Consider the following 24238-nt stretch of genomic DNA (forward strand, 5'->3'; position numbering starts at 1 on the left):
ATCTTCTAACTATAATTCGAAATTATAATTCGCCACTATCTCTTTATAATTATTTTGTATTTTACAAATAGCATTAAATATGTCATCAATATCTTCCTTCGTACCCAAAAAAAAGGACTGTTCAAACCAAATAGCTTCTTTTGCACATGCCTTTTCTGCAACAGGACACTCTCGATAAAATTCTTTTAACGGACTACTATAATATAATGGTTTTTTATATCCTGCATAGCAATGAATTCCTTCTGCTTGAATGGCTGCAAGAAAACGATGCCTTGGAATACCATAAAATTTTTCAGAATAATAACGACAGATAAATATATGAAGTCCATGCTTTGTAACCCTATCATCTTCAACTAACGGTTTTAAAAAAGGTATTTCTTTTAGTAATTTTCTAAAATATGTTATATTTTGATTACGTAAATTCTGTAATTGTTCAAAATTTTGATACTGAGATAACAACAATGAAGCTGATATAGGTGAAAAACGTAGATTTTCTCCTAATTCGTAATATTTATCCCAATCGCCTCCTTTTTCACGTCCCATATTGTGCTGTGACCAACACTTTTTATATAACTTTAAGTCTGTTGTACCAATAAATCCACCTTCCCCACATGTCAAATTTTTAGCTGCATGGAAACTAAAACATGCAATGTCACCCCAACTACCTACTGGTTTTCCTCTCCACTCTGCGCCATGTGCATGCGCACAATCTTCAATCACCTTTAAATTGTTTTTTTGAACAATTGGCATAATACGATCAAAATCAACTGGCTGTCCTCCAAAGTGTACCAACACCACCCCTCTTGTTTGTGATGTGATTGCTTTTTCTATTTGTATAGAATCAATGTTATAAGTATCTTCATCTATATCTACAAATATTGGCTTAAGACCAGCTTTTAAAATACAAAATGCACTAGCAACATATGTATACGGAGTAACTAGTATTTCTGATCCTGGTTCTAAATCCAAAACTTGCATTGCTAGATTCAAAGCTGCTGTTCCATTAACCACGCCAATACCATATCCTAGACTGTGTCTTTTTATAAATAACTCTTCAAATTCATCTACTTCATTACGAGTATTTCCCATTCCACGATACCATGAACTGTTTTTTAGTGCTTCCGCAATAAACTTCAAGTCATATTCACTAATACGTGGCCACCGCGGAAAAGGTCTACTTCTAATAGGCACCCCCCCTTTTATTGCCAATTTTGACATTTCTTTTGCCTCCTATGCTTTATTTTCAAAATAGATAATCTAAAAACTACTCATTTTTCATAACTTTTATTAGACAATATGTCACGCTCATTAATTAATATTATTTTTTGCAAGAATGTTTTTAGTATCAATAACGTGTAAATAAACATCTAAAGTTTTATACATTCAATTTATCCACAATATATTTTAATTGTCATAATATTCCAATAAATTATTCAACTCGATTTTAAACCAGCTAATAAAATATTATTCAACTTAGATTGTGACAATTTTTTCTACGACTTTATCGTTAATAAGTGTTTCGTTACAACTCAAAATTATGTACATACGATATTATGTTATAAATATTTCAATGTAATAATAATTCTCTTCCATTAAGAAATAATTGTTGAACATTCTTTGAACTTTCACTCTGTAAAATTAACTTTAATATCATCAAACTCAAATTTAGAAGAATTTGTCCAATTATCACATATTTACAATAAAAATTACAAACATCTATTAATTCTATATATTTTTTACACATAATTAGTTTCCTATGCTAATTTATGTATAATCAATCTCACACAAATGTTCAAATTACAGTATCTTAAGGAATCCTCTTCTATAAACAAGTTTTTGCTCTAATTTAGCCATGTTCCTCCAATAACTTAATTAAGTCTAGTGCAATATGCTCTTCAAAATCAGCAATTTCAATTATTTTTTCAGGTATTCGTATCAAAGAATTCCTGTCATCTCTATTTAACTGACATTTTATTGCCAAAAAGGAAACTACTCTCCATTGTCGCGCTGCTTGTTTCAGACGATTTGATATAGAAATTAATTTCTTAACATTGTATTGTTTTGCCAAAAATTCCAACGTAATTGAAAAATAATTACGTCCTTTTTGAAGCAATCCTACCTTTGAAACTAAAGGTATTGGATTTTCAATCCAGCTTGGTACACCATCTTTCAAATCATCTATCTCACGCTCAAGTTCATAAGCTAATTTTCTCATTAAAATGAAAGAGTTGTGTTTGGTATTTATTCCCAAATGATTTATTGTACTACCTATTATTGCTTTCCAGTTTATGCTTTTATATAGCTTATTTGTTTTTGAAAAAGTAATGTATGGACCACATCCCTTTAAAAATAATTCTACTGATAATCTTTCTTCAAACCTGTTAAGATTCACATCCATACAAATGAAACTCCGACTTTTTTTTTCGAACCCTACCACTAGACAAAAATGTGCATTATATTCATGTTTACGTGGATGCCAAGGACAAAAATGCGAATTAATATATACTAATACTGGCCGTTTCTCTTCAAGTTCTTTATAAATAACTGCTAATAATTTCTCTGCTATAGTTTCATTATGCCAGGTTATTTTTATCCCATAATAATCTTCCATACATTTCCAAGCATCAAAACGAAATGCATGAATTTTATTCCATAACAGATTTTCTTGTCCAGGCATTATTTCTCTAATGTCAAACCACCAAGAACCGGCACCTATTATTTCACTATCAAAATTGCATATACTTTTTGCCACTGATTCTATTGCACTATATAAACAATCTGAAGTTTTCTCATCCGTAGATTCTAATGATAACACTTTCTAATTTCATCTCCCTTCTATAGAAAAGTACAACAATCCCCATTAACTAAATACAAGGTCTCATCTTGTAAACTACCTCCGATCATTTTTTCTATTTACGTCAAACCTACTTTTGTATTGAATAAATAGAAAAATTGAATATATCCAACTTTTATTATTCATGTGTAAAATGCAATCCATACTATTGAATAAAACTTTAGATTAAATAGTTGCCACATAAGATAATAACTATGTTTTTAAATATCTTTTTTAATACCTACATCTTTTATCAATATGAGATTAAAATTGTGCAATACTTCATTAATTTTATAAATATGCATTTCTGCAGATTCCATTTTGATAATAAGTTATCAATTCCATAGTTTTTGTCGTCTCTTTCGAGTGGTTTATCTTCCTTATATATATTATGATTACAAAGTTAAACTCTGTTTCCATTTACATAAATAATACGAATTCCTTTTCGAAGTGCAAAGTTGAATGCCTATGTGACTTTATTTATGATAGGCTCATCTTTATCGTTAAACAAAGTATTACATTCAATTTTTCACAAAAAGCTACATCATGATGCTTTTGGTCTGGTATTCTTTCAAATTCTCAATGATGAACTATTTTACCCTTTTTCCTATCTTTCTATACAATATCATTGACAATCATGACTCACTGGACGATTAGAGATACGAAAAAATTTAATTAATTTTCAAATAAATTGTAATATCACTCCTCGCCATTATAAGTCTATTTTTTCATAATTAAAAAATGCTAATGTCTTTGTAATGCCTTGTCGAATATCGGTTACCGGTTCCCATTTTAGATATTTCTTCGCTGTAGTAATATCTGGATTTCTCCTTTTGGGATCATCTTTTAGGATAGGCATAAATTTCACTGAAAGCTTTTCTCCTACTATTTCACTAAAAATATCTACTAAGTCAATAATTTTATACTCCTGTTGATTGCCTAAATTAACTGGTAATTGATAATCTACTTCCATTAACCTTAATATTCCCTCTATCAAGTCATCTATGTACATAAAACTCCTACTATGTGTTCCATCTCCATATACGCTAAGCGAATCGCCTTCTATTATTTGTTTAATAAAATTTGTAATAACTCGTCCGTCGTTTAAATTCATTCTTGGCCCATATGTGTTAAAAATACGAATCACTCTGATTGGAATTTCATATTTTTTATGCATTGCATATATCATTGCTTCCGCATACCTTTTGGATTCATCATAACAACTTCTCTCACCAAACGAATTAACATTCCCCCAATACTCTTCTGGTTGTGGGGAGATAAGTGAATCTCCATATACTTCACTCGTTGATGCATAGAAAAATTTCGCCTTTTTTTTAATACATAACTCAAGTAAGTGAAATGTTCCTTCACCATTAACCCTAAGCGTTTCAATTGACTTCTTCATATACTTAGGTGGACTAGCTGGACTTGCAAAGTGCATAATCCAATCTAACTCTCCTTCGATAAAATCAATTGGTTTAATAACATCCCACTCTACAAAATTAAATCCCTGATATTTTATTAAGTGATTAATATTTGATTCACTTCCTGTAATATAATTATCTATTCCTATTACTTCGTGTTTTTCTTCTAAAAATCGTTGTGCAAGATTACTTCCTATAAATCCTGCAACACCGGTGATTAAAATTCTCATCGTCCTACTCCTATAATTCTAAATCCTATACTTTTCATTTTTTCTTGATCCAAGCAATTCCTTCCATCAAATAATAGTGGAAATCTCATCTTTTCTTTAATAGCATTCCAGTCAATTTTTTGGAACATCGACCAAGATGTTGCTAACACGACTCCATCTGCCTGCTCAAACAAATCTTCTAATGATTTCACATATTCTATTTCCATTCCTTCAAATTGTATTTTTGCTCTTTCCATAGCTACTGGATCATATGCTCTTACCTTCGCATTCAATTTTAAAAGTTCTTGTGCTATATCAATAGCAGGTGAATCCCTTAAATCATCTGTACCAGGTTTAAATGTTAATCCCATAATACCTATAGTCTTTCCAGCTACAATTTTTAATTCCGATTGAATTTTTTTGACCGCAAGCTTTCTCATATCATAATTTAATTTTCTACATTCATTAACAATGTTCAAATTTATATCATATTCTTTTGCTATATGCATGAGTGCATCTGTATCTTTTCCAAAACAACTTCCTCCCCAACCAATTCCTGCTTCTAAAAAACTTTTACCTATTCTCTTATCCAGTCCTATCCCATTTGCAACATCAATGATATCTGCACCTATTCTTTCAGACAAACATGCAATTTCATTTATAAAACTAATCTTTAATGCCAAAAAAGCATTTGCCGAATACTTAATAAGTTCTGCCGTAACAATATTTGTTTCAAAAATAACAGGCTTACTTTCATACTGCACTTCCTCTATGTGTGATGGCGGAATAAAAGTTCTCTTCACAATTGGCTCATAAAGTGATAGTAACTTTTTTTTTGCATACTCATTATCTGCTCCTAATATAATTCTATCAGGATACAACATATCATAAATAGCAGAGCCCTCCCTCAGGAATTCAGGATTGGATACAATATGAAACAATTTTTTAGTTCCATATTTTTTTTTAAGTTCTTCGTCGATTCTGGATTGCATCCAATTCCCACTTCCGATTGGTACAGTAGATTTATTCACGATAATAACATCTTCCTTAATTAAATGCTGTACAAGATAATTAACCACTTCGCGTATATTTTTATCACTTGGAGAACCATCTTCTTTAGAAGGAGTTCCTACTGCAACAAATACTATTTCACTATTCTTTAGTGCCAGTGCATAATCTTCTGTAAATGTAATGTTATCTCTAATTTTATAAAATAATTCTTCCAATCCTGGTTCATAGATGGGTAAAATCCCTTGATTCAATTTAGCTATCTTTTGTTTATCACTATCAATGCACACTACATCATTGCCTAAATAAGCATGAACTATGCCCGTTACAATACCTACATAGCCCACACCAATTACTGTAACATTCATATACCTCCTCCCTCCTACATATTCTTATCTACATTTACTGGTAAAGTTTATCATCCTCTTTAAATATCAACAAATTAATACTAATATGAAGATTTACTCCCAAAATTTATTTTCAATTCCTTATCACAATGTTATAAACTTACTTCTAAATATTTTATTAAACATTCGCTACTAATCTCTCGTACTTTAACTGTTTCTTTTTCTTCTGTTGTGCATACTACTGTTTCATACTCAGAGTCTAATTGCAATTCCTTAAATATAAATCCACAAAACTGCTTCTTAATCTTTCCATTCTCTACCATAGGCATAGTTCTTTTTAGTCCCCCAATTCCTACTCCTATTGCTTTGAGATAACATTCTTTTCGTGTCCAAATCTTATACGGAAATTCTTGTCCTTGTTTACAGTAGTCTATTTCATCTTTAGTATAATAATGATTAATTATTTCTTGTGGAAACGTTTTTACTTTTTCTATATCAATACCAACTAAATTTGATGAGACTGCACAGATCACTATATCTCCTGCATGCGATATGCTAAATTGAATATTATGTTTTTTATACAGATTTACATAATAGGGTTTATTACCTTTCTCTTGAACTATGCCTATTGAACCCATTCCTGTAACATAATTCCAAGCATATTCTGCCAATAGTAATCCTGTTAAATGTCGAACAGAATCTTTCTCATAAAAATATTTTCTTGTTTTCATGTTTGATAATAATTCTATATAAGATACTTGCTTATTAGAAAACGTCATTTTTCTGATGTTACACCATAGTACAATCATATACTGCAAAATTCCTTAATTAATTTATCTCTTGTCTCCTCTGGTTCAACAATCTCTGAAACACATCCTTGCTCAATATATTTCCCATATTCCGACGTGTTTTGTCTTGCCGAAGAATCGAAGCATACTTCTTCTTCAGCACTTTGTCCCATTATTCCTATACTACTTTTTGGCCAACTATATACCTTGTCAGCCCCTAAGGCAATACAGTTCATAGCTATATAAGCACCACCATAACTTTTATGTAAAATCAAAGAGATTTTAACTGTATCTAAACAAATCATCTCTTTAATAAATTGGCCTCCTTTTTTTTCAATTCCAGCTCTTTCTTGTTCTTTTCCCGGTAAAAAAGAAGGCACATCAACTATAACTAATAATGGTAACTTAAGTTTACGACATTTTTCCAAAAAATTTTTTCCCTTCTCTGCTGCCATACAGTCAATTGCCCCTGCAAGTACCTTAGGTTGATTTGCAACTATTCCAATACTTTTTCCGTTAATTCGCGCAAAACTTGTAACAAGATTTTGCGCGTACGACGAAGATATTTCTAATATTGAATCTGCATCCACAATTCCCTTGATGACTTTTAAAATATCATACGGCTGATTTTTTAGAGGTAAGATATTATTCTGCAACTCATATATAGGATTCTTAACCTTATTTGCAACATTATAGTAAATGTCTAGAATATAACCCAATTGGTAACGACATTCCTCTATAGTTTCATACATAATATTAATTGTTCCATTTATAGATTGTATATGACTTCCACCAAGCTCTTGTTTTGTGCATCTCTCTCCTAATACACTCTTCACCACTTTAGGTCCTGTCAAACATAAATTACCACTGTTTTTGTCAAACAAAACAAAATCACACATAGTTGCTAAAAATGCACTTCCTCCTACACAATTTCCACAAATAACTGCAATATGTAACTGATTATTGTGTTCTCGTACAAACGTTCTAAATACATCTGCATAGGCATCCAACGACCTAGTTCCTTCTTTTATGTCGGCCCCACAACAATTAATAAAATATATCAATGGATAGTTTTTATCTTTTGATTCAACTAATAATTTATTTATTTGTGTTGCTTGTTCTTTTCCAAAACACACACTCTTTATATTTAGATTTTCACAATAAAAGAAACATTTTTTTCCTTTTATTCTTGCTGTACCAATTATACTATTTGAGTTCTTATAAGAAATTTTTACACTTTTCAAATCACTAATTGATGTAATTAAGAACATTTTCCTCCTCCATTTTCAAATTTTTTATTATATATTGGATGAATCATTTCTTTATTATTTAGCGGCTTATTCATTACAATTTTTTTATTTCTAAATTTTTCTTATAAATGCTAGAATTTATTCACCTAAATTTACTTTATATCATTATCCTATTATAAATTTGGATAAAGTAAAATTACCCATTATTCATATTCATCATACTTATATTGCATATTTTAATAAAACGCTCTGCATATATCACTCAGTACTAAATTTGTATTTTTAGAATAATAATGCATTTCTCTTTTATCTATAATCTCTTTCCTGTTTTTCACTTATTTTTAATAATTAAATTTCCAATAATACAACAATTTTAGAGACTACTATTAAATTGATTTTCTTGCCCTCCCATATTTCCAACAAAATTTAATTTCCACATTTCATAATCCGTCTTTACTCTTAATAACACCTGTTTTTATATCTTCTTGCAACAATATCAAACTTTTTATAAGCACCAATGATTCGTCAAATGTTTTATCTTAACTTATTGAGATGCCTACATCTGCTCGCTCAGTATAGGTTATTCTAAAAATTATAATAGTGAACTCTGTTTTTCTGTCTGTTCTTCCTTCATGGATTTTGCATTCTCATTTATGTAGGCCAGTTTTTGACTCGCTACTTTTATAGATTTTAGATACCTAATCATAAAATTATTCAGAAGGCTGTATCTCTGACTGTCATATGATGCTTTCAACAACTATAATCTCTGCACATCATTGTCTATCTCCATTTTCTCCTTAATAGGAGAATTTCCTATGGCACAAGACTTAAAATCTAATGAATAGGAAATAAAAATTTTTATATAAATATTAATCTAAATTTTTCAAAAAAAATGTTAATGTATATTTAATGAAGAAGATAGAATACTATCGAACTAATAAATATGGCGTTACATCGTACACTGTGTCAATGAAACTCCCTACCTTATTTTACATTTTTCTACATACGCATGCATTAAAATAGTCTTTATTTCAATGGAGAAAACTAGCTATTCTCATAAGAAAAATGAGGCTAGAGAAATTCTCTAACCTCATTTTTCCTTAAATTCCTTTGTAATTACATAATCTTTCTAAATTTACTATCTTATCGACAATCCTACATCCCTGTCATCCACTCTCATAAACTCATCTTCCTTTATGGGTGCAGACCTATCCATTCCTTTTGCTTTTTCCTCTTTGTAAGTTTCAATAATCTCTCCATAAAGATTCTCACGAAACTCCTTTGTCACCGGATAACATACATCCTGATAAATTGCTTTTCCCTGCTCATCCGTCTGCCTTGTCTTATATGACGGCATTGCCACAAATACATTATCCTTGCCCTGAAGTACAGATACATTATTAATTACAAAACTGTCATCAAGATAAATCCTTGCAAGCCCTTTGATATTGCTGCCATCTCTTTCAAATGGTGTCACTTTTACAGCAAATGACGGCATTTCTACTGCCTGCTCTATCTTTTCTTCCTTTACACCTTCTCTTCCTGCATTTTCATATCCATCAAGAATAGCATTGTAAAGTTCCTCTCTGAACTCCTTTGTGATTGGATTGCAGACATCCTTAAAAATATGATTGTTCTGCTCATCCACTTCACTGCTTCTGTATCTTGGCATGGATACAAACATATTTCCATTACTGTTTTCAAGAATGGCTATATTTGTTACTTTAAATGATTCTTCAAATACTACTGTTGCAAATCCTCTTAAACTTCCCTCATTTTTTCTTACCTTATTTACTTTTACTGTATATTTCATTTCAATTCTCCTTCTGCATGTTACGGTCATACTCCGCTATTTTTTTACTAAAATATTAGAAACAGTTCCTCTGTTCCCTGTCATAGTTGTTAAAAATTTTCAGAGGCAGTTATCTCCTGCCCCTGTTTTCATCTTCCCTATACTCCGAAATATCTTCTGCCACTTTTCCTGACTTTTCATTTTCCGGTGGGCAGATGACTTCCGAATCCGTATCGATACTCTTTTCCAGATCAAGCATCGCATTTAATTCCGCCTGCCTTTTTAACATATCCTTTAATTCTTTCTCATAAGCAAACGGTTTCTCGTACTCTGCTTTTGAAGATTCAAGATCCCTTTTGTACTGCTCAATCTTCTTTATTAAAAATTCTTCATTTTCATTCAGGCTGTTGAACAGATTATCGAGCTTTATCATATTTCCCACAGGACTAGTTGACATTTCAACCTTATATTCTGTTTTTCCACGAAGAATCATATAATTTACTCCCATATAATTCTTTTCAATCAACAGTTCAAAACCTCTGAAACTGCCCAGCCCATAAGTATCTCCGCTCTTACATCTACTCAACATCTCAAGCATTGCCGTGCCACCGTCACTTCTTTCGGTATAGGTCATATTGCCTAGCTTAATGGCAAATTCATCTCCCTTTAGAAGCTCCTTGTCCCTTGCCTCAATATCAGTTCTTACGCATTTCAGCTTTTCTTCAGCTGCCTTAATGAGCTTCGGATATCTGAGCATAAAATCATCCTGAAATGTATATCTCTGGCTGTCATAAGATGCCTTTAATAACTTTAATCTCTGCAAGTCATTATCCAATTCCATCTTTTCTTTTATCAATGGATTTCCTGTAGCAACCGCCTTAATCTCTGCATAGGACAACGTTGCCTCGTCAATATCTTCACAGGTTCTTGACACAGTCCGGCTCGTCATTATCTGGCTTATAAACCTCTGCTTGTTTTCCACAAGCGACCATGAGTATGCATCAAATGTTTCTTTTGTGACATATCTGTATACTGCAACTTCCTCATTTTCATTTCCCTGTCTGATTCCTCTTCCTTCTCTCTGTTCAATGCTTGAAGGCTTCCATGGACAGTCGATATGATGGAGTGCCACAAGGTGCGATTGAACATTTACACCGGTACCGCACTTGTCGGTTGATCCGATAAGAACCTTCTTTCTTCCTGTCCTCATCTCCTTAAATAATACTTCTCTTTGTGCATCCGTCTTGGCATCGTGAATAAATGCTATTTCATTCTCAGGTATTCCCCTTTTTATCAGTTCAGATTTCACATAATTATACACATCAAAATCTTTTCCTCCGGGTGTTCCTATGTCTGAAAATATAAGCTGACAACCGATTTTTCCCTCACCTTCTGCCTTTTCATATTCAAATGCCACGTTATCCACTACTTTATTTAGCTTTCCATCAGGATTATTTGGTGCATCCTTATCAAGAAGTCTCGCATCCGTTCCAAGCAGTCTTGCCTCATGGGTAATTTTCAAGAAATTGTCAACACTGGAATCCACACCGCCATTTCTGATACGCTCTGCCCTCACAACAAAATCTTCCATGACCTGTCTTACATACCAGTCGGGCTCTGACTCTACGATAATGTAATTTCCACCTCTTAACTTTGGCACATCAAGGTCTAACATATCCTGCGTCTGTACATCTGCCACCTGCTTAAACATATTCATAAGTTCCGGCAAATTAGTAAATTTATTAAATCTGCTTTTCATACGAAATCCACTGCCCTCAACAGTCAGTTCCAAAGCCGTTGTAACTTCACCGAAGTTTGCTGCCCATGAATCAAAATGGTATATTCCCATCTGCTCCAACGTATCCTGTTGCAGGTAACTCTGCATAACATACATTTCACACATTGTATTGCTGATTGGTGTTCCAGTTGCAAAGATAATTCCCCTTCCTGGATTTATTTCATTGATATACTGGCATTTTAGCTGCATATCTGTTGACTTTTTTGCACCTGAATTACTGATACCTGATACATTATTAATCTTTGAAAATATTGCAAGATTCTTGTAATTATGTGCTTCGTCAACCATAAGACAGTCAATACCAAGTTCTTCAAATGTAATGAGGTCATCTTTTCTCTCCTCATCGGCAAGACTTTTTAACTGCTCACTCAGTTTTTTCTTCTGTGCTTCCATCTGTTTTACAGTCCAGCGTTCACCGTTCTTATCTTTTGTTTCCTCTATGGCATAGGATATCTGCTCTATCTGTTCGTTAAGCATCCTCTCCCTTCTCTCTGCTGAAATCGGAATTTTTTCAAACTGTGAATGTGACATTATAATACAGTCATAATCACCTGTTGCAATTCTTGATATGAACTGCTGTCTTCTGCTCTTTTCAAAGTCACGCTCCGTAGCCACAAGGATATCTGCTGACGGATAAAGTCTTAAAAATTCCGATGCTGTCTGATTTATTAAGGGCTTAGGAACAACCATTACCGTCTTATTAGCAAGACCTAATCTTTTCTGTTCCATGCACGCCGCCATCATTTCAAATGACTTCCCGGCACCTACACAGTGGGCAAGAAGTGTATTACCTCCAAGCAGTATTCTTGCGATGGCATTTTTCTGATGCGGTCGGAGTTCTATTTCAGGATTCATTCCCGGAAAGGAAAGTGCTGAACCGTCATATTCACGAAGTCTTGTATTATTAAATGTATGGTTATAATAATCAACATATTTTTTTCTTCTCTCCGGCTCTACAAATATCCATTCCCTGAATTTATCTTTTATAAGATTCTGCTTTTCCCTTGCAAGCATTGTTTCGTTCTTATTTACAACATAATGGTATTTGCCATCTCCATCATCAATTCTGTCCCTTACCGTCACCGTTTTCAGATTCAGTGATGCTTCAAAAATAGAATAAGCATCCATGCGGCCCGTTCCATATGTTTTGGAAGCTGCCACAGAATGCTTATCCATTGATTTATTCTCTATAAACCATTCCATGCTGTATTTATTAAGATGTACCATAATGCCTGATGAATAAAATGTGCTTCTTACCGCTCTCGCTCTTCTCGGTGTTCCTAAAAGCTCATATATAAATTCTTCATAGTCCTGCTCCTCAATCCATGTTGTTCCAACCCTTACATCAATCTCCGATGCGTCAAGGTCTTTTGGCTGTACCTTTAAAAGTGCTTCAACATTTCCTGCAAACAATTCTGGATATTGTTCTGCATATTCCTGTGCTTCCTGTAACTTTCTTCGCACATTTCCTGATAGGTACTCATCCGCTGTTTCCCATCCTGCACTTAAATCTTCTTCATTGTATAAAACAGGATTCAGGAAAATAATTCCCGATAATTCTTCACATATGGCTGCTCCCTTAACTTCTGCTCTTGCCTGTTCCGATAAGGTTACTCTTTCACCTGCCTGTTCTTCCAGTTCCTTTATCTTTTTACTGATATCCGGCTCATAGATTGAAAGCATAAACGGAATATTTACAGAACCAAACTCATTGATTGAAATATTTAAAGCCTCTATTGCAGTAACAACATTTTCAGGTCTGATATCCGGTTTGATTGTCTGCTTATAAAACATATCTGCCTTTGTGACCTTACCCTCTTCATCCACATTTTCAAGAGAGCATAAAAGCGGATAATCTGCATCATCACGAAAAGCCCTGTCATTGCCTTTTGAAGTTATCCCACCATATTTTTTTACAAACACATCATACTTTTCATTCAGTACCTTCTGGCTTTCTTTTAATTCCTGTTCACTGCATCCTTCTGTCTGAATGTCTATGATATACCTTGTAATTTTTCTTATCTCATCAAGTCCCTTTATTCTTTCTTCTGCCGTTTTGGAGTATTCTTTTAAATACATCTGGGAATTCTGCCTGTAATAAAGTTTTCCATCCACAAAGGAATAAGTATAGTTTCTGATGTCAGGACTGGCAGCTATGACTTCTAAATTTTCTTCTATTTCCGGTGCAGCAAAATCTGATATGGAAGCTTCGAGATTTTTCAGTGCACTGCTAAGGCTTTCATACATATTGAAATCCTTAGCATCATTTACGCATACCGTATATCTGCTGTTTTCTCCATATCTTCCCGTATCGTATTCCATCTTTCCAAGCATCATTTCCGGGTGTTCTGCGAAATAAGAATTAATGGGAATCCCATCATTTGTATATCCAAGATGAACCCAGTCAGGCTCAATGTCTGTCTGCCTTTCTCTTTTTTTTAAAAACAGAATGTCCGATGTAACCTCTGTTCCTGCATTATCCTTAAATGCTGTATTAGGAAGTCTTACCGCACCGATAAGTTCTGCTCTCTGTGCAAGATATCTTCTGACATTTGGATTTGCCTTATCCATTGTTCCTTTTGTTGTAATAAATGCTGCAACTCCGCCCGGTCTTATCTGGTCAAGTGCCTTTGCTAGAAAATAGTCATGCACACGGAAATTCAGCTTGTTGTATTTTGGATCATATATTTTATAATCTCCGAAAGGAACATTTCCGACAGCTGCATCAAAAAAGTTATCAGGGTACTTTGTATCTTCAAACCCCGATATTGTAATATCTGCTCTCTGATATAGCTGCTTTGCAATTCTTCCGGTTACATCATCCATTTCAACACCGTACAGTCTGCATCTCTGCATGGGTATCGGCATACTTCCAAAAAAGTTTCCAATGCCCATAGACGGTTCAAGAATGTTTCCCTTTGTCACTCCGAAATCTGCAAGTTTCTGATTGATGCACATGGCAATTTCAGGAGAAGTATAAAAAGCATTATTTACGCTTGCTCTTGCGTTCTCATATTCTAAAGGGGAAAGCAGTTCCTTTAATTCTTTATACTGCTTCTCCCATGAACTATTTTTTTCATCAAATACTTCCGGGATTCCACCCCACCCTGCATATCTAGCCAAAATTTTCTGCTCAGCCATTGTGGCAAGTCTGTTTTCTTCTTCAATCTGTTTCAATGTCCTTATGGCATCCACGTTCCACTGATATCTTGTCTTCGCACCTCCGGTTTCAAGCTCCCACAGATTATAATGAAAGTTATGCTTTGGGAAAGTTTCAATGTTACTCTGTTCCTTTCCATCTTTTTTGTTATCCGTAATATGTGGTTTGGTATTTTGTGACTCTGCTGCTATTTCATCACCATACTCTGCCATAGTCACCATCATATCTTCTATTGCAGCTTCTTCATCGGTAAGCTCTCTTTCTTCCTCATAGGCGCTCTTTAGTTTCTCCATATCAGGAACAGGCTTTTGATCCATTGCAAGAACTTCGTCCGGAATGTCATAATCACCGATGGTCTTTTCTTCTTCTATAACTTCCTGATAATAAATTCCTTTGTTTATCAGAACTCTTATTTCTTCCTCAACTGCTTTCCAGCTTATATATCCTTCCTTTTCGCCCTCTGCATCTCTCCACTGAAATCTCATCCCCTGAGGTTTAAATGTGTCATATCCGTGCAGTCCGTACCCTTCAACCGGCCAGCCTGCACCGCCAAGACCAAACTCTTTCTTTACAAGTTTTGCACGCTCTGTCGCACTGTCCACGCTTTTATAAATGTCATACACTCTTTTCTTCCCATTTTGAAAACCCGTTCCTCTTAACAGAACATTCACAATATAATCATGCGGCACGATTTTTTCTATTTTGGGTGCTATATAAGTGTATTTTCCTTTAACTTTTTCTGTATTCTTAAGTTTTGTGTCAGACAGTTTATTATCATCAGCAAAACCTATTTCATTTGTATTTTGGTCAAAGAAAAAGGAAGCCTGTTCAAAACCTGCTTCCTCTGATTTTCCAAATGAATTTATTTCATCCATTTCTTTATTAAATTCTTCATCAGTCTGCCCATCAGGCTCTCCGGATGATTTTTCTAGTGGAATCTGTACACTACCTGATGAAGTACCACTTCCTCTGCCATCATCTTTGCCTGCTCCCTTATCTTCCACATTTCCATTGTGGAGAACGGGTTCTCCGGCTTGTGCTTTTTCAGGTAATCTTTCATCAGTTTGTCCATCAGGCTGTTCGCCTCCGTATCCACTTCTTTCATTTTCTCCGCCAGTCTTCCCAGACGGTACAGTGTGTTGTATCTCATCCTCTCGTTTTCTTTCAGATACTCCGCTGCCATCATTCCGTATCTGCCCACCTGCGTCATGCTCACTTTTTCCTGTGGCATTTCCAGATTCGGATACATCATTCCGTCCGCTCCCTCGTGATAAGTCAATTTCTTTTCTTCCATCTGTAACTCTCCTTTCGTTTTCAATCCGCCTAACTTTGTAATTAAACTCTTTAAGAACACTACAGGATACGTCACATACAAGGGAACCAAAACGGTAAATATCATCTTCATCGGATATATTTGTTATAAAACCCATGTCCTGTTCTTCAGAGGACAGGTCAAAACCGCATCTTGTACCTACTGCATATAAAATGCTCTTATATAACATTTCTTCTGCCGTAAGCCCCTGCGTTTCATTATCTTCACCTTTAATCACACCACCTGTAATCCGGTTAAGTTCAGAAATCCTTATTTGGGATTCCTCTTTCATTATAGATCGTATGTTCGATTTTGTATAGTTCTTTAAGAGATTCATTAAATTATTTCTTCCACTATCGGTATAAGGCTCTATTTTTTTTTCACTTGCCAACTCATCCACAAGACTTTTCAGATTATCAGAATTCAAATCCCATGTAAGCTTCACATTCTTTCCTGCGGTATCCGATATGTCAAAAACATAACGCATATGCGGTTTTAAAATCTTTGACGGAAAAATTGCAATACCTCTGCTTCCTCTTTTTACATATCTTCCTACCTTTTTCCATGAATCATAATCTCCCACAAGTGTTGCATTTGGTCTTTGTGCATACACCATAAGAACATTGTCAAACTCATACCTGTATATTCTCCCGGTTATCCTTAGAAAGTTCTTCCAGTTATCTGCACTTTTTGTAACATCACGGATAAATTCATCATAGAGCCTCTGAACCTTGTAATCAGCACTCATCATTAATTACCTCCACTAAAGCATCCCTTATGTCCTCTCCATCAATCTCATCTCCAAGACAGTCCCAGCCTTTTACTGTTTCCCTTGCAAAAAGTTCAATGCGTGGCACATCACCGCAAAGTTCCACTATACGATCTCGTATTTCAGAAGGCTTTCTGCTGTGTTCCATTACTCTTGCATCGCATACCTGCGGAACTGCCTTTGACACACGCTTTGGATGTCCTTTGGTTCCGATAAGACACACTTCCGAATTAGAACGTGTCCAAAAACCAAGTCCCATGAAATATGTGTCTTTTTTCTTATTTCTTTTTACCCAGTTAAAACCGCATGTCTTATAGGTAAAGCCCCAGCTTTCCATAACGGATATTCCCTCTTTAAGACACGGAAACGTAATCCACAAAAACAGCACACAGTCATCATCTGCAATCTCACCTACCGGAAGGGAACGTATGTCATCAATGTTCATCGTGTGGTAATGATTTTCTGCGCTTCTGCTCTTCCCCTTTTTAGAATAAACACGGTACTGCCACGGAGGATCAGCATAAATAATCTTATATTTCTTTCCCATCTTAATCACCTTCTTCCGGTTCTAAAAGATTTGTATATTTTCTGTATTCCTCATTATCAAGGTCAATGATAAATGTATTTCCGCCTCTCTTCATTTTCTTTGACAGCTTTTTTGCAATACGGAGCATCACAAAGTTATCCTTTGACATCTTAATGCTTTGTTTAAATTCAATATCATTATCACCGTCAATTATCTTCTGCTGCTTTTCTATGCTTTCTGCAATCTTTTTTCTTAATACCTCTGCATCATTTAAAGACAGTGCAACACTCTTTCTTTCAGATTTGCTTCTGCCCCATTCTTTATGAAGTTCCCTTATTAAAAACTCCATGTCTTTTATATATGTTTCTTTCATCTTTCCTCCAATCCAAAAAGCAGAACCTTTTTGGCTCTGCTCTTTTACTGTTTCTATTTCTTTTTATCTGGTCTTCCAATCATCACAAGACCTCCATTATGATAGTCCTGAATGACAACACCTGTTGCTTCATCAACCGCTTCCACTATCTTTCCGTCACCGACATAAATTCCAACGTGACTGATATTTTTATATCTTCCATTATTGGAATAACTGTAAAATATTAAATCTCCGGGTTTCAGATTTTTCTCTTTTACGGTACATTTGTTATTACTGCACCACTGTGCCTCTGCTGCCGCAGTATTGGAACCACCCGTCATTATGGAAATACCTGCGCTGTTCCATGCATAGTAGGCAAGAGATGAACAGTCAAAATGTGTACCCGAATTTCTAAGTGGCTGGCTGTATGGATAACCTACCTTTGACAAAGCAAAGGTTACTGCCGTCCTTGCTTTTCCATCCGCTATTTTTTCTGTAATTGCATCAATTTCACTCTGTGACAGGGAAGATTTCTTATTGCCTCCGCTCTGTGTACCTGTATTTCCACCGGCAATCCCAAGAGCCGCCATGCTTTCCTGACTCATCAGGGAATTAAGAAGATTTATTTCATCCTCGCTCATACTGTACTCTGTTTCCATCTGATAATAAGTTTTGAACGTCACATTTACATACAGTACCTTCTTTTTTACTTTCTTTCCCTCATCATTTTTGATTTTTTCTTCCCCTGTGGATATGGTGTATGTACACATATCGTCAAATACGGATTTTAAGTTAGCCTTTCCTGTTTCATCCATAACCGTCGCAGTATTTCCCACACCGTACTTCACCATATAGACACTCATGACATCATAATAATTTGACGGTGCTGATAATGTTCCTTCATAGTCAACATATACGATTTTTCCAATGTCACAGTCCTTATGCTCCGTCACAAGAATATTGATGTCCCTGTTAAATTCAGCCATATACTGGCTTGTGACCGTCATTACCGTATCTCCACTTTCTAATGGTGGGAAAAATATAGAAAACGGTGAGTTATATATAAGTGCCACTACAAGTGATATGATTATTGCAGCCACACCGATTATCAGAAGTAGTCCTAATACAATCGGAAGAAGCAACAACCCCACTTTTACTGCAATCATTTTTACAACATCTCCCACACCACTTCCGGTATCCTCTATGCCTGCTTTGCCTGATATTCCTGTTCCTGCACTCTTTAACTTTTCTATAACAAGGGCAAGTTTTCTTTTTTTTACGTTTTTGTCTTTACTGCTGCTTCCACTATTTTTATGGCTTTTCGGTTTATCCTTTCCTGTTCTGTTTGATTCGGATTTTACACCGCCATTTTGATAATGAATTTTTCTCTCCTTAACCTGACTTTCAGATTTTTTTGAGTCATCGCTGTGGATTTTCTTTTTATCTGGCTTTTTCTTTTCTCTTATACTTTTTACCTGTGTCTCTTTTATATGCCTTTTCTTTATTTGTTCCCTTACAGTCTTTCCGGTCTTTTTTGCAGTTTTTGTTACCGGACTTGTAATAACTGCTGCGGTCATTAAAGCACTTTCCGCTTCCTCACTGCCTTCTAACTGGTTAAGTGTAGCTTTGACACCTTTCCTTGTTGTCACTTCCACACCGGTTTTTAAAATGCTTTTCTTATCCTTAATTACCTTTCTTTTATCGGTGTCATTTCTTCTGAAATTTGGCATGTCACGGCTGTGAATATGCCTTTCCTGCTTCTTATTTTTCTTTTTCATTTTTCCTCCTGAAATAAAGAAAGCCACTACACATTTTGCTTTGTAATGGCTTAAAATTTTTTCGTGATATTATTCAATTATTTCATTCACTTACTTTTTATTATACTTGAATTATCAAGGTGTCTATTTTTAAGATATTATTTACTCCGCTATATCTTTCCTTTTAAGCAAATTCGCATATTTACACATATCAGCTTGTAATCTTCTTAATGCTATTTCTTTAGTTCTACTTTTATTTTCATTAAGTGATTCCATTTTATATTTACATATAGCTTTTACTATTTCATAGTCTACAGAATAAAAATCTACAAGATTTGAAAATGAATAAACATTTTCTACAGCATCACAAAAAAAACTTATCTCTTTTGGACTTGCAAGTTTAAATTTCTCAATTAACTTATTATACTCAAACAAAGATAAAAACTTTCCTTGTTTCTGAAACTCTAAGCTATTGTTTTTACAAAACACTTCTAATTGTTCATTCCATTGCATATCAAATATTTTTGTGCCATTTTCATCTACGATTGCATCATCCAATTCATCTCGTTCAATCATTTCAATTAATGGCATTGTTAAGCATCTATACTCATAAGCAAACTCTTTATCTTCTGACAAAACACATATCATTTCTTTCGTAAGTTTATTTTCACTTTCATTAAGATATTCAACCATTAAATCAATAAATTCTGAAATATCATATATTTCCCAATCTTCATATTGATGCCTTACGACTTCCTTTTGTTTACCCAAAGACATTCCTACAAACTGACCACTTTCTGTAGAATCATAAAGTCTGCCTTTTTGTTTTTGATTTTCACTAGTAATTAACCCAAAATTAGGATTGTTTATGCGCATCAGTGTAAGGATTATATCTTTAAATTCTTGTGGATAATATTTTTTGTGTTCTAACTCTTTCTTCATTTGTAAAATAAGTTGTTTTACCTCATCATCTTGTAATAAATACCACTCATATAGACTGTTAAGTGCTAATAATCGATGTTCATTTGTTTGTTCTAATGCTTTTTTTGACTCAACCTTTTGATTTATAACTTTTTGAATATCTGCATAGACTACTTCCTTATCAATACATTGTGTTTTCCAATACTCATTCACAAATGCATATCCATATATTTTTGTACGCTGTATTGCAAACAATCTGTTGTTCACGCATCCATAACGAGTATTTTTAGGCCAATTGTACTCATCTATCCCATTTGTTCTTCTTATAGCAGAATATACTGTATACAACACAATCGTTTTTAGTTCATCCCTTAGAATTACTTTATCTGATATTCTGTCTTGTTCAATTGAGGAAATAATATCCTCAATTGCAATAAATGAAACAATTAATGTTCTTAAATTTCGATTTCCTTCTTGCTCAAATAAATCAAAAATATCTTGGCTGCTTTCTTCAACTATTTTTTGTACATTTTTATCCTTAATATATTCTGATATTATCTCATCAAATGACTCCTTAATTGAAATACTATATGGTACCGTTAATCCAATTAATTTTTCTCTAGTTCTTTCGTATGTTGTTTTCCTGCCAAAATAATGACGAGTTATCTTGGCTAATTCTTCACGATTTATTTTATTATCGGATTCTTTTTGACTTTCATTTATGACATTTCTATTTTTTCTTTCTATTAAGTTTTCTACATCAAGTCTGCTGTTCAATGCAATTTCATATTTTAATGCCATTGCAATTTCATCTTCATCTCTATTTATTTCTTGTTCATTTGCGACTAATATAATTTTATATTCCTTATTCTCAGACAAATTATTAAGAAATCCCATCAACTCAATAATATCAATTTGACATCTTTCAATATCATCAAAAATAAGAAGTGGTTTTTTGTCCTTACCGATGCTCTGTTCAAGCATATTTTTTGCCATATCAGCAACATTACCATCTGTTCCCATCTTGTTTTCCAAAAATTTAATGGCATTTTTTCCCAATAATTCGATCCTCTTTATTAGTGCATCACTTACTATGTCAAATTTTTCTGTTTTATCTTCTACTACTTTTTCTATCCATTTTTCATAAATTAAATCTTGTATTTTTTCTATGTCAGAAACACCATATAAAGATATTTGATATATCTGAAATTTATTTTTATTGATTTGAGGAATCAATTTATTATTAATAAAAAATGTTTTCCCACATCCCCATTCACCATTTAAAAGTATTGCTTGTTTTTTTCTATCATCTTCAATATATTCTCTAATTATATTTATTGTTTCTTCTATAGAAAGTAATCTAGGCATTTTATCATCCTCCTCATTGTAGTTTTCATATTTGTATCTTTCAATAATTAGACATAATTTTATTATCTTTGCACTAATCACACAATAACAAACATAAAATAATATGCATAATATTTCATTACATATGCTCTGGAATCCTTAAAAAAAATACTAACTAAAATAAGATAATTATAGTATTGCATTTACTATTATACTGTTTGATTAAATATTAACATATGATTTAATATTTATCCACACACAGTATCCTACAGATATCTGTTCTTTATCCTTCATTTCTCATGAATATTTGTATTGTATAACTTATATAATCCTGTATCTTTCCTAATCGTATTATCAAAAGGTATTATCACATTTCCGCACTTTATTAGTCCCATCCCCGACGGAACATTGCTTACAAATTCAAGTTGCGATTCCGATACCCCGACTACATCTGCTATTTTTTCTGCGTCTGTATTTGCCTGTTTTAATATTGCAATGAACTCACTGTTTGCAAGCATCGTTGTAACAGTATAGTTCTGCAAAAGGTCAACCACATTCTGAGTAATTCCAGTACAAAGACCGCCCTGTTTTCTTACTTTCTTCCACAACTGCTGTAAATACTTTGCACTGTATTCTGAATTGAGCAGCACATGTATTTCATCAATATAAAGCCAAGTTGCCCTGCCTTTCTGACCGTTCTCAACAATTCTCTGCTGTATTGCCTCCATCATAATAAGCATTGATATCGGTGCCAGGTCCTGTCCTAAATCCCTGATACCGTATACCGTAAATCTGTTATCCATATCCACGTTTGTCTGATGGTTAAAAATATTAAGGGAGCCTTTTACAAATATCTCAAGCGATAATGCAATATCCTTTGCTATTTTCTTCTCCTCTGCATCACTCTGTATTAACAGCTGTTCATAAAAATCTGACATTACCGGAATATACTTCTCCCTGCTTCTTGCAATCTCCAGATACATTTCCGTCAAACATCTGTCAATGATGGAACGCTGCTGTGGTGTTAAAGGCTGATTCAGACACTGCTCACACAGTCCGAACATAAAAGAACATTTTTCCCTTATCCATCCCTTAGAATCCCTTGCATCAAGATTCCACACATCCATATCCAAAGGATTTACATAGTTATCAGTATATGTGGACAGATTTACAACCGTACCCCCATATGTTTTTGCAATGTCAAAATATTCCATCATCGGATCGATAACAATTACATCATCTTCACCTTTTAGGAATACACTACCCATTTCCATCTTGCTGAAAAATGATTTTCCTGAACCCGGAACACCGAATACGAATCCGTTTCCGTTTATCAGCTTCTTTCTGTTTCCCACATTTATGTTCTTTGAAACCTGATTGATACCGTAATAATTACCTCCATCATCCCTTAATTCCTGTACGTTAAAAGGTACAAGACCTGCAAGGGAATTTGTAAGCATTGTTCTCATTGTTTCCACCTGTCTTACACCAATCGGAAGCACCGTATTTAATGCCTCCCTCTGCATAAACTGATGTGTATCAATAGCAATTCCGTTACTTTTTCCGATTGTTACAATAGTTTCGCATATACTGTCAAGCTCTGCCTTATCATCTGCCATTACAATAATATTTACTGCGGTATAAAACATGCTCTCATCATTTTCCCTGACATTGGTCATCATATCCTCAATGTCCTTTTTCTCCATTCTCTTTGTATATGAAATCTCCGTGGAAAAGTCATTATTTTTGTTTCTTACCCTCTGCTGTTTTATAATATCCGATTCAACTCCAAGATATTTCTTCTGTAATAACCTTATTGTCATGTCCTTTGGAACCGGTACAACATCTATGCTTGTAATCATGTGCACCGGAAGCATTGTTATCGTATTAAGTAACTCCTCTGAAAGACTCTTTGGATATTTCTTAAAGAAAAGTGCCCTGCACACTTTGTTTTCATCCTCGAAATAATCCTGATGAAACTTTATCATTCCATTGCACAAATCATTTCTGAAATCCCTTCCGATACGTTTTGCCTTCCTGATGTCAAAGTCAAATTCATCTTCCTTTCCAAGATTATAAAAATCATGAAGAATACGGAGTCTTTCATTTCCGCTTAAAGGCTGAATATCTGTTCCAAGTTCATTAAATGCCTTTCTGACATTTACCTCAATCGTTGCAAACTGTGCCTTTGCTTCTTCAAAAGTCTTTCTTTCCACAGTAATTGTCAGATACTTTTCCTGCTCAATTCCCTGTCTGCCCTCCTTAATCTTTTCCTCGATAATGTCATTGTAAATCTTTCTGAAATCATCAAATTCATCATTTAAGTAAGGAAGCAGTATATATCTTCTCAAATCCTGCATATCCTTGTTTTTATTGTTAATTGTTATCTTAAAGCAACAGTCAAATGAATTTAAAAACTTACAGTATCTCTGCAAAATGTCTTCCTGCTCATCATAGGTTGCTGTCGTATAATTGATATCCATAAACTTATATGTCTTTGAATACTTATTATCCAAAACCTTAAAAATACCGTTTTCCGATACTTCCATTATTTCTATTGTTTCCTGTATGGACTTCGGGCTTTTGTAAAGCGGTTCTGATGCTTTTTTTAGTTCCCTGAAGCCATCTGAAAATATGCCCATTCT

13 protein-coding genes are annotated in these 24238 nt (G+C 34.1%); all 13 read right to left on the bottom strand.

The window, feature by feature from the left end; genetic code table 11:
• Positions 1 to 9: 9 nt before the first annotated feature.
• The 13 genes from DW006_RS11645 to DW006_RS11705 all read right to left on the bottom strand — a co-directional run bounded on the left by DW006_RS11645 (position 10) and on the right by DW006_RS11705 (position 24235).
• Positions 10 to 1218 (bottom strand): DegT/DnrJ/EryC1/StrS family aminotransferase, encoded by a 1209-nt coding sequence (locus DW006_RS11645; protein WP_118000818.1) that lies wholly within the window; start codon positions 1216 to 1218, stop codon positions 10 to 12.
• Positions 1219 to 1846: 628 nt separating this feature from the next.
• On the bottom strand, positions 1847 to 2815 hold the full coding sequence (locus tag DW006_RS11650) for a BtrH N-terminal domain-containing protein (RefSeq protein WP_118000820.1): 969 nt from the start codon (positions 2813 to 2815) through the stop codon (positions 1847 to 1849).
• Between the two features lie 730 nt (positions 2816 to 3545).
• Entirely contained in the window at positions 3546 to 4487 is a 942-nt protein-coding gene (locus DW006_RS11655; protein WP_118000822.1) for an NAD-dependent epimerase/dehydratase family protein, read from the bottom strand.
• A complete protein-coding gene (locus tag DW006_RS11660) occupies positions 4484 to 5842 on the bottom strand; it encodes a UDP-glucose/GDP-mannose dehydrogenase family protein (RefSeq protein ID WP_118000824.1) in 1359 nt (452 codons plus the stop codon). Before DW006_RS11660 ends, DW006_RS11655 begins: the two co-directional genes overlap by 4 nt.
• Positions 5843 to 5973: 131 nt before the next feature.
• Entirely contained in the window at positions 5974 to 6492 is a 519-nt protein-coding gene (locus tag DW006_RS11665) for a 4'-phosphopantetheinyl transferase superfamily protein (RefSeq protein ID WP_158561138.1), read from the bottom strand.
• Between the two features lie 134 nt (positions 6493 to 6626).
• Positions 6627 to 7880 (bottom strand): carboxyl transferase domain-containing protein, encoded by a 1254-nt coding sequence (locus DW006_RS11670; protein WP_118000828.1) that lies wholly within the window; start codon positions 7878 to 7880, stop codon positions 6627 to 6629.
• Between the two features lie 1117 nt (positions 7881 to 8997).
• Entirely contained in the window at positions 8998 to 9672 is a 675-nt protein-coding gene (locus DW006_RS11675) for a SpoVG family protein (RefSeq protein WP_118000830.1), read from the bottom strand.
• Between the two features lie 109 nt (positions 9673 to 9781).
• Positions 9782 to 16672 (bottom strand): helicase-related protein, encoded by a 6891-nt coding sequence (locus DW006_RS12465; protein WP_347475143.1) that lies wholly within the window; start codon positions 16670 to 16672, stop codon positions 9782 to 9784.
• Entirely contained in the window at positions 16659 to 17237 is a 579-nt protein-coding gene (locus DW006_RS11685) for an MT-A70 family methyltransferase (RefSeq protein ID WP_118000833.1), read from the bottom strand. The genes DW006_RS12465 and DW006_RS11685 overlap by 14 nt, the downstream gene beginning before the upstream one ends.
• Before the next feature lies 1 nt (position 17238).
• Positions 17239 to 17589: a hypothetical protein gene (locus DW006_RS11690; protein WP_118000835.1), complete on the bottom strand. Its 351-nt coding sequence runs from the start codon at positions 17587 to 17589 to the stop codon at positions 17239 to 17241.
• Positions 17590 to 17642: 53 nt separating this feature from the next.
• Positions 17643 to 19346: an NlpC/P60 family protein gene (locus tag DW006_RS11695; protein ID WP_118000838.1), complete on the bottom strand. Its 1704-nt coding sequence runs from the start codon at positions 19344 to 19346 to the stop codon at positions 17643 to 17645.
• A 141-nt stretch (positions 19347 to 19487) separates the two neighbouring features.
• Positions 19488 to 21614 carry a P-loop NTPase fold protein gene (locus DW006_RS11700; RefSeq protein ID WP_118000840.1) on the bottom strand — a complete coding sequence of 709 codons (2127 nt, stop codon included), beginning with the start codon at positions 21612 to 21614 and terminating at the stop codon, positions 19488 to 19490.
• Positions 21615 to 21883: 269 nt separating this feature from the next.
• Positions 21884 to 24235, bottom strand: a complete 2352-nt coding sequence (locus tag DW006_RS11705; protein WP_118000842.1) for a VirB4-like conjugal transfer ATPase, CD1110 family — start codon at positions 24233 to 24235, stop codon at positions 21884 to 21886.
• Between the last annotated feature and the right edge of the window lie 3 nt (positions 24236 to 24238).

The organism is Eubacterium sp. AF36-5BH, from assembly GCF_003460505.1.
Classification (GTDB): Bacteria; Bacillota; Clostridia; order Lachnospirales; family Lachnospiraceae; genus Eubacterium_G.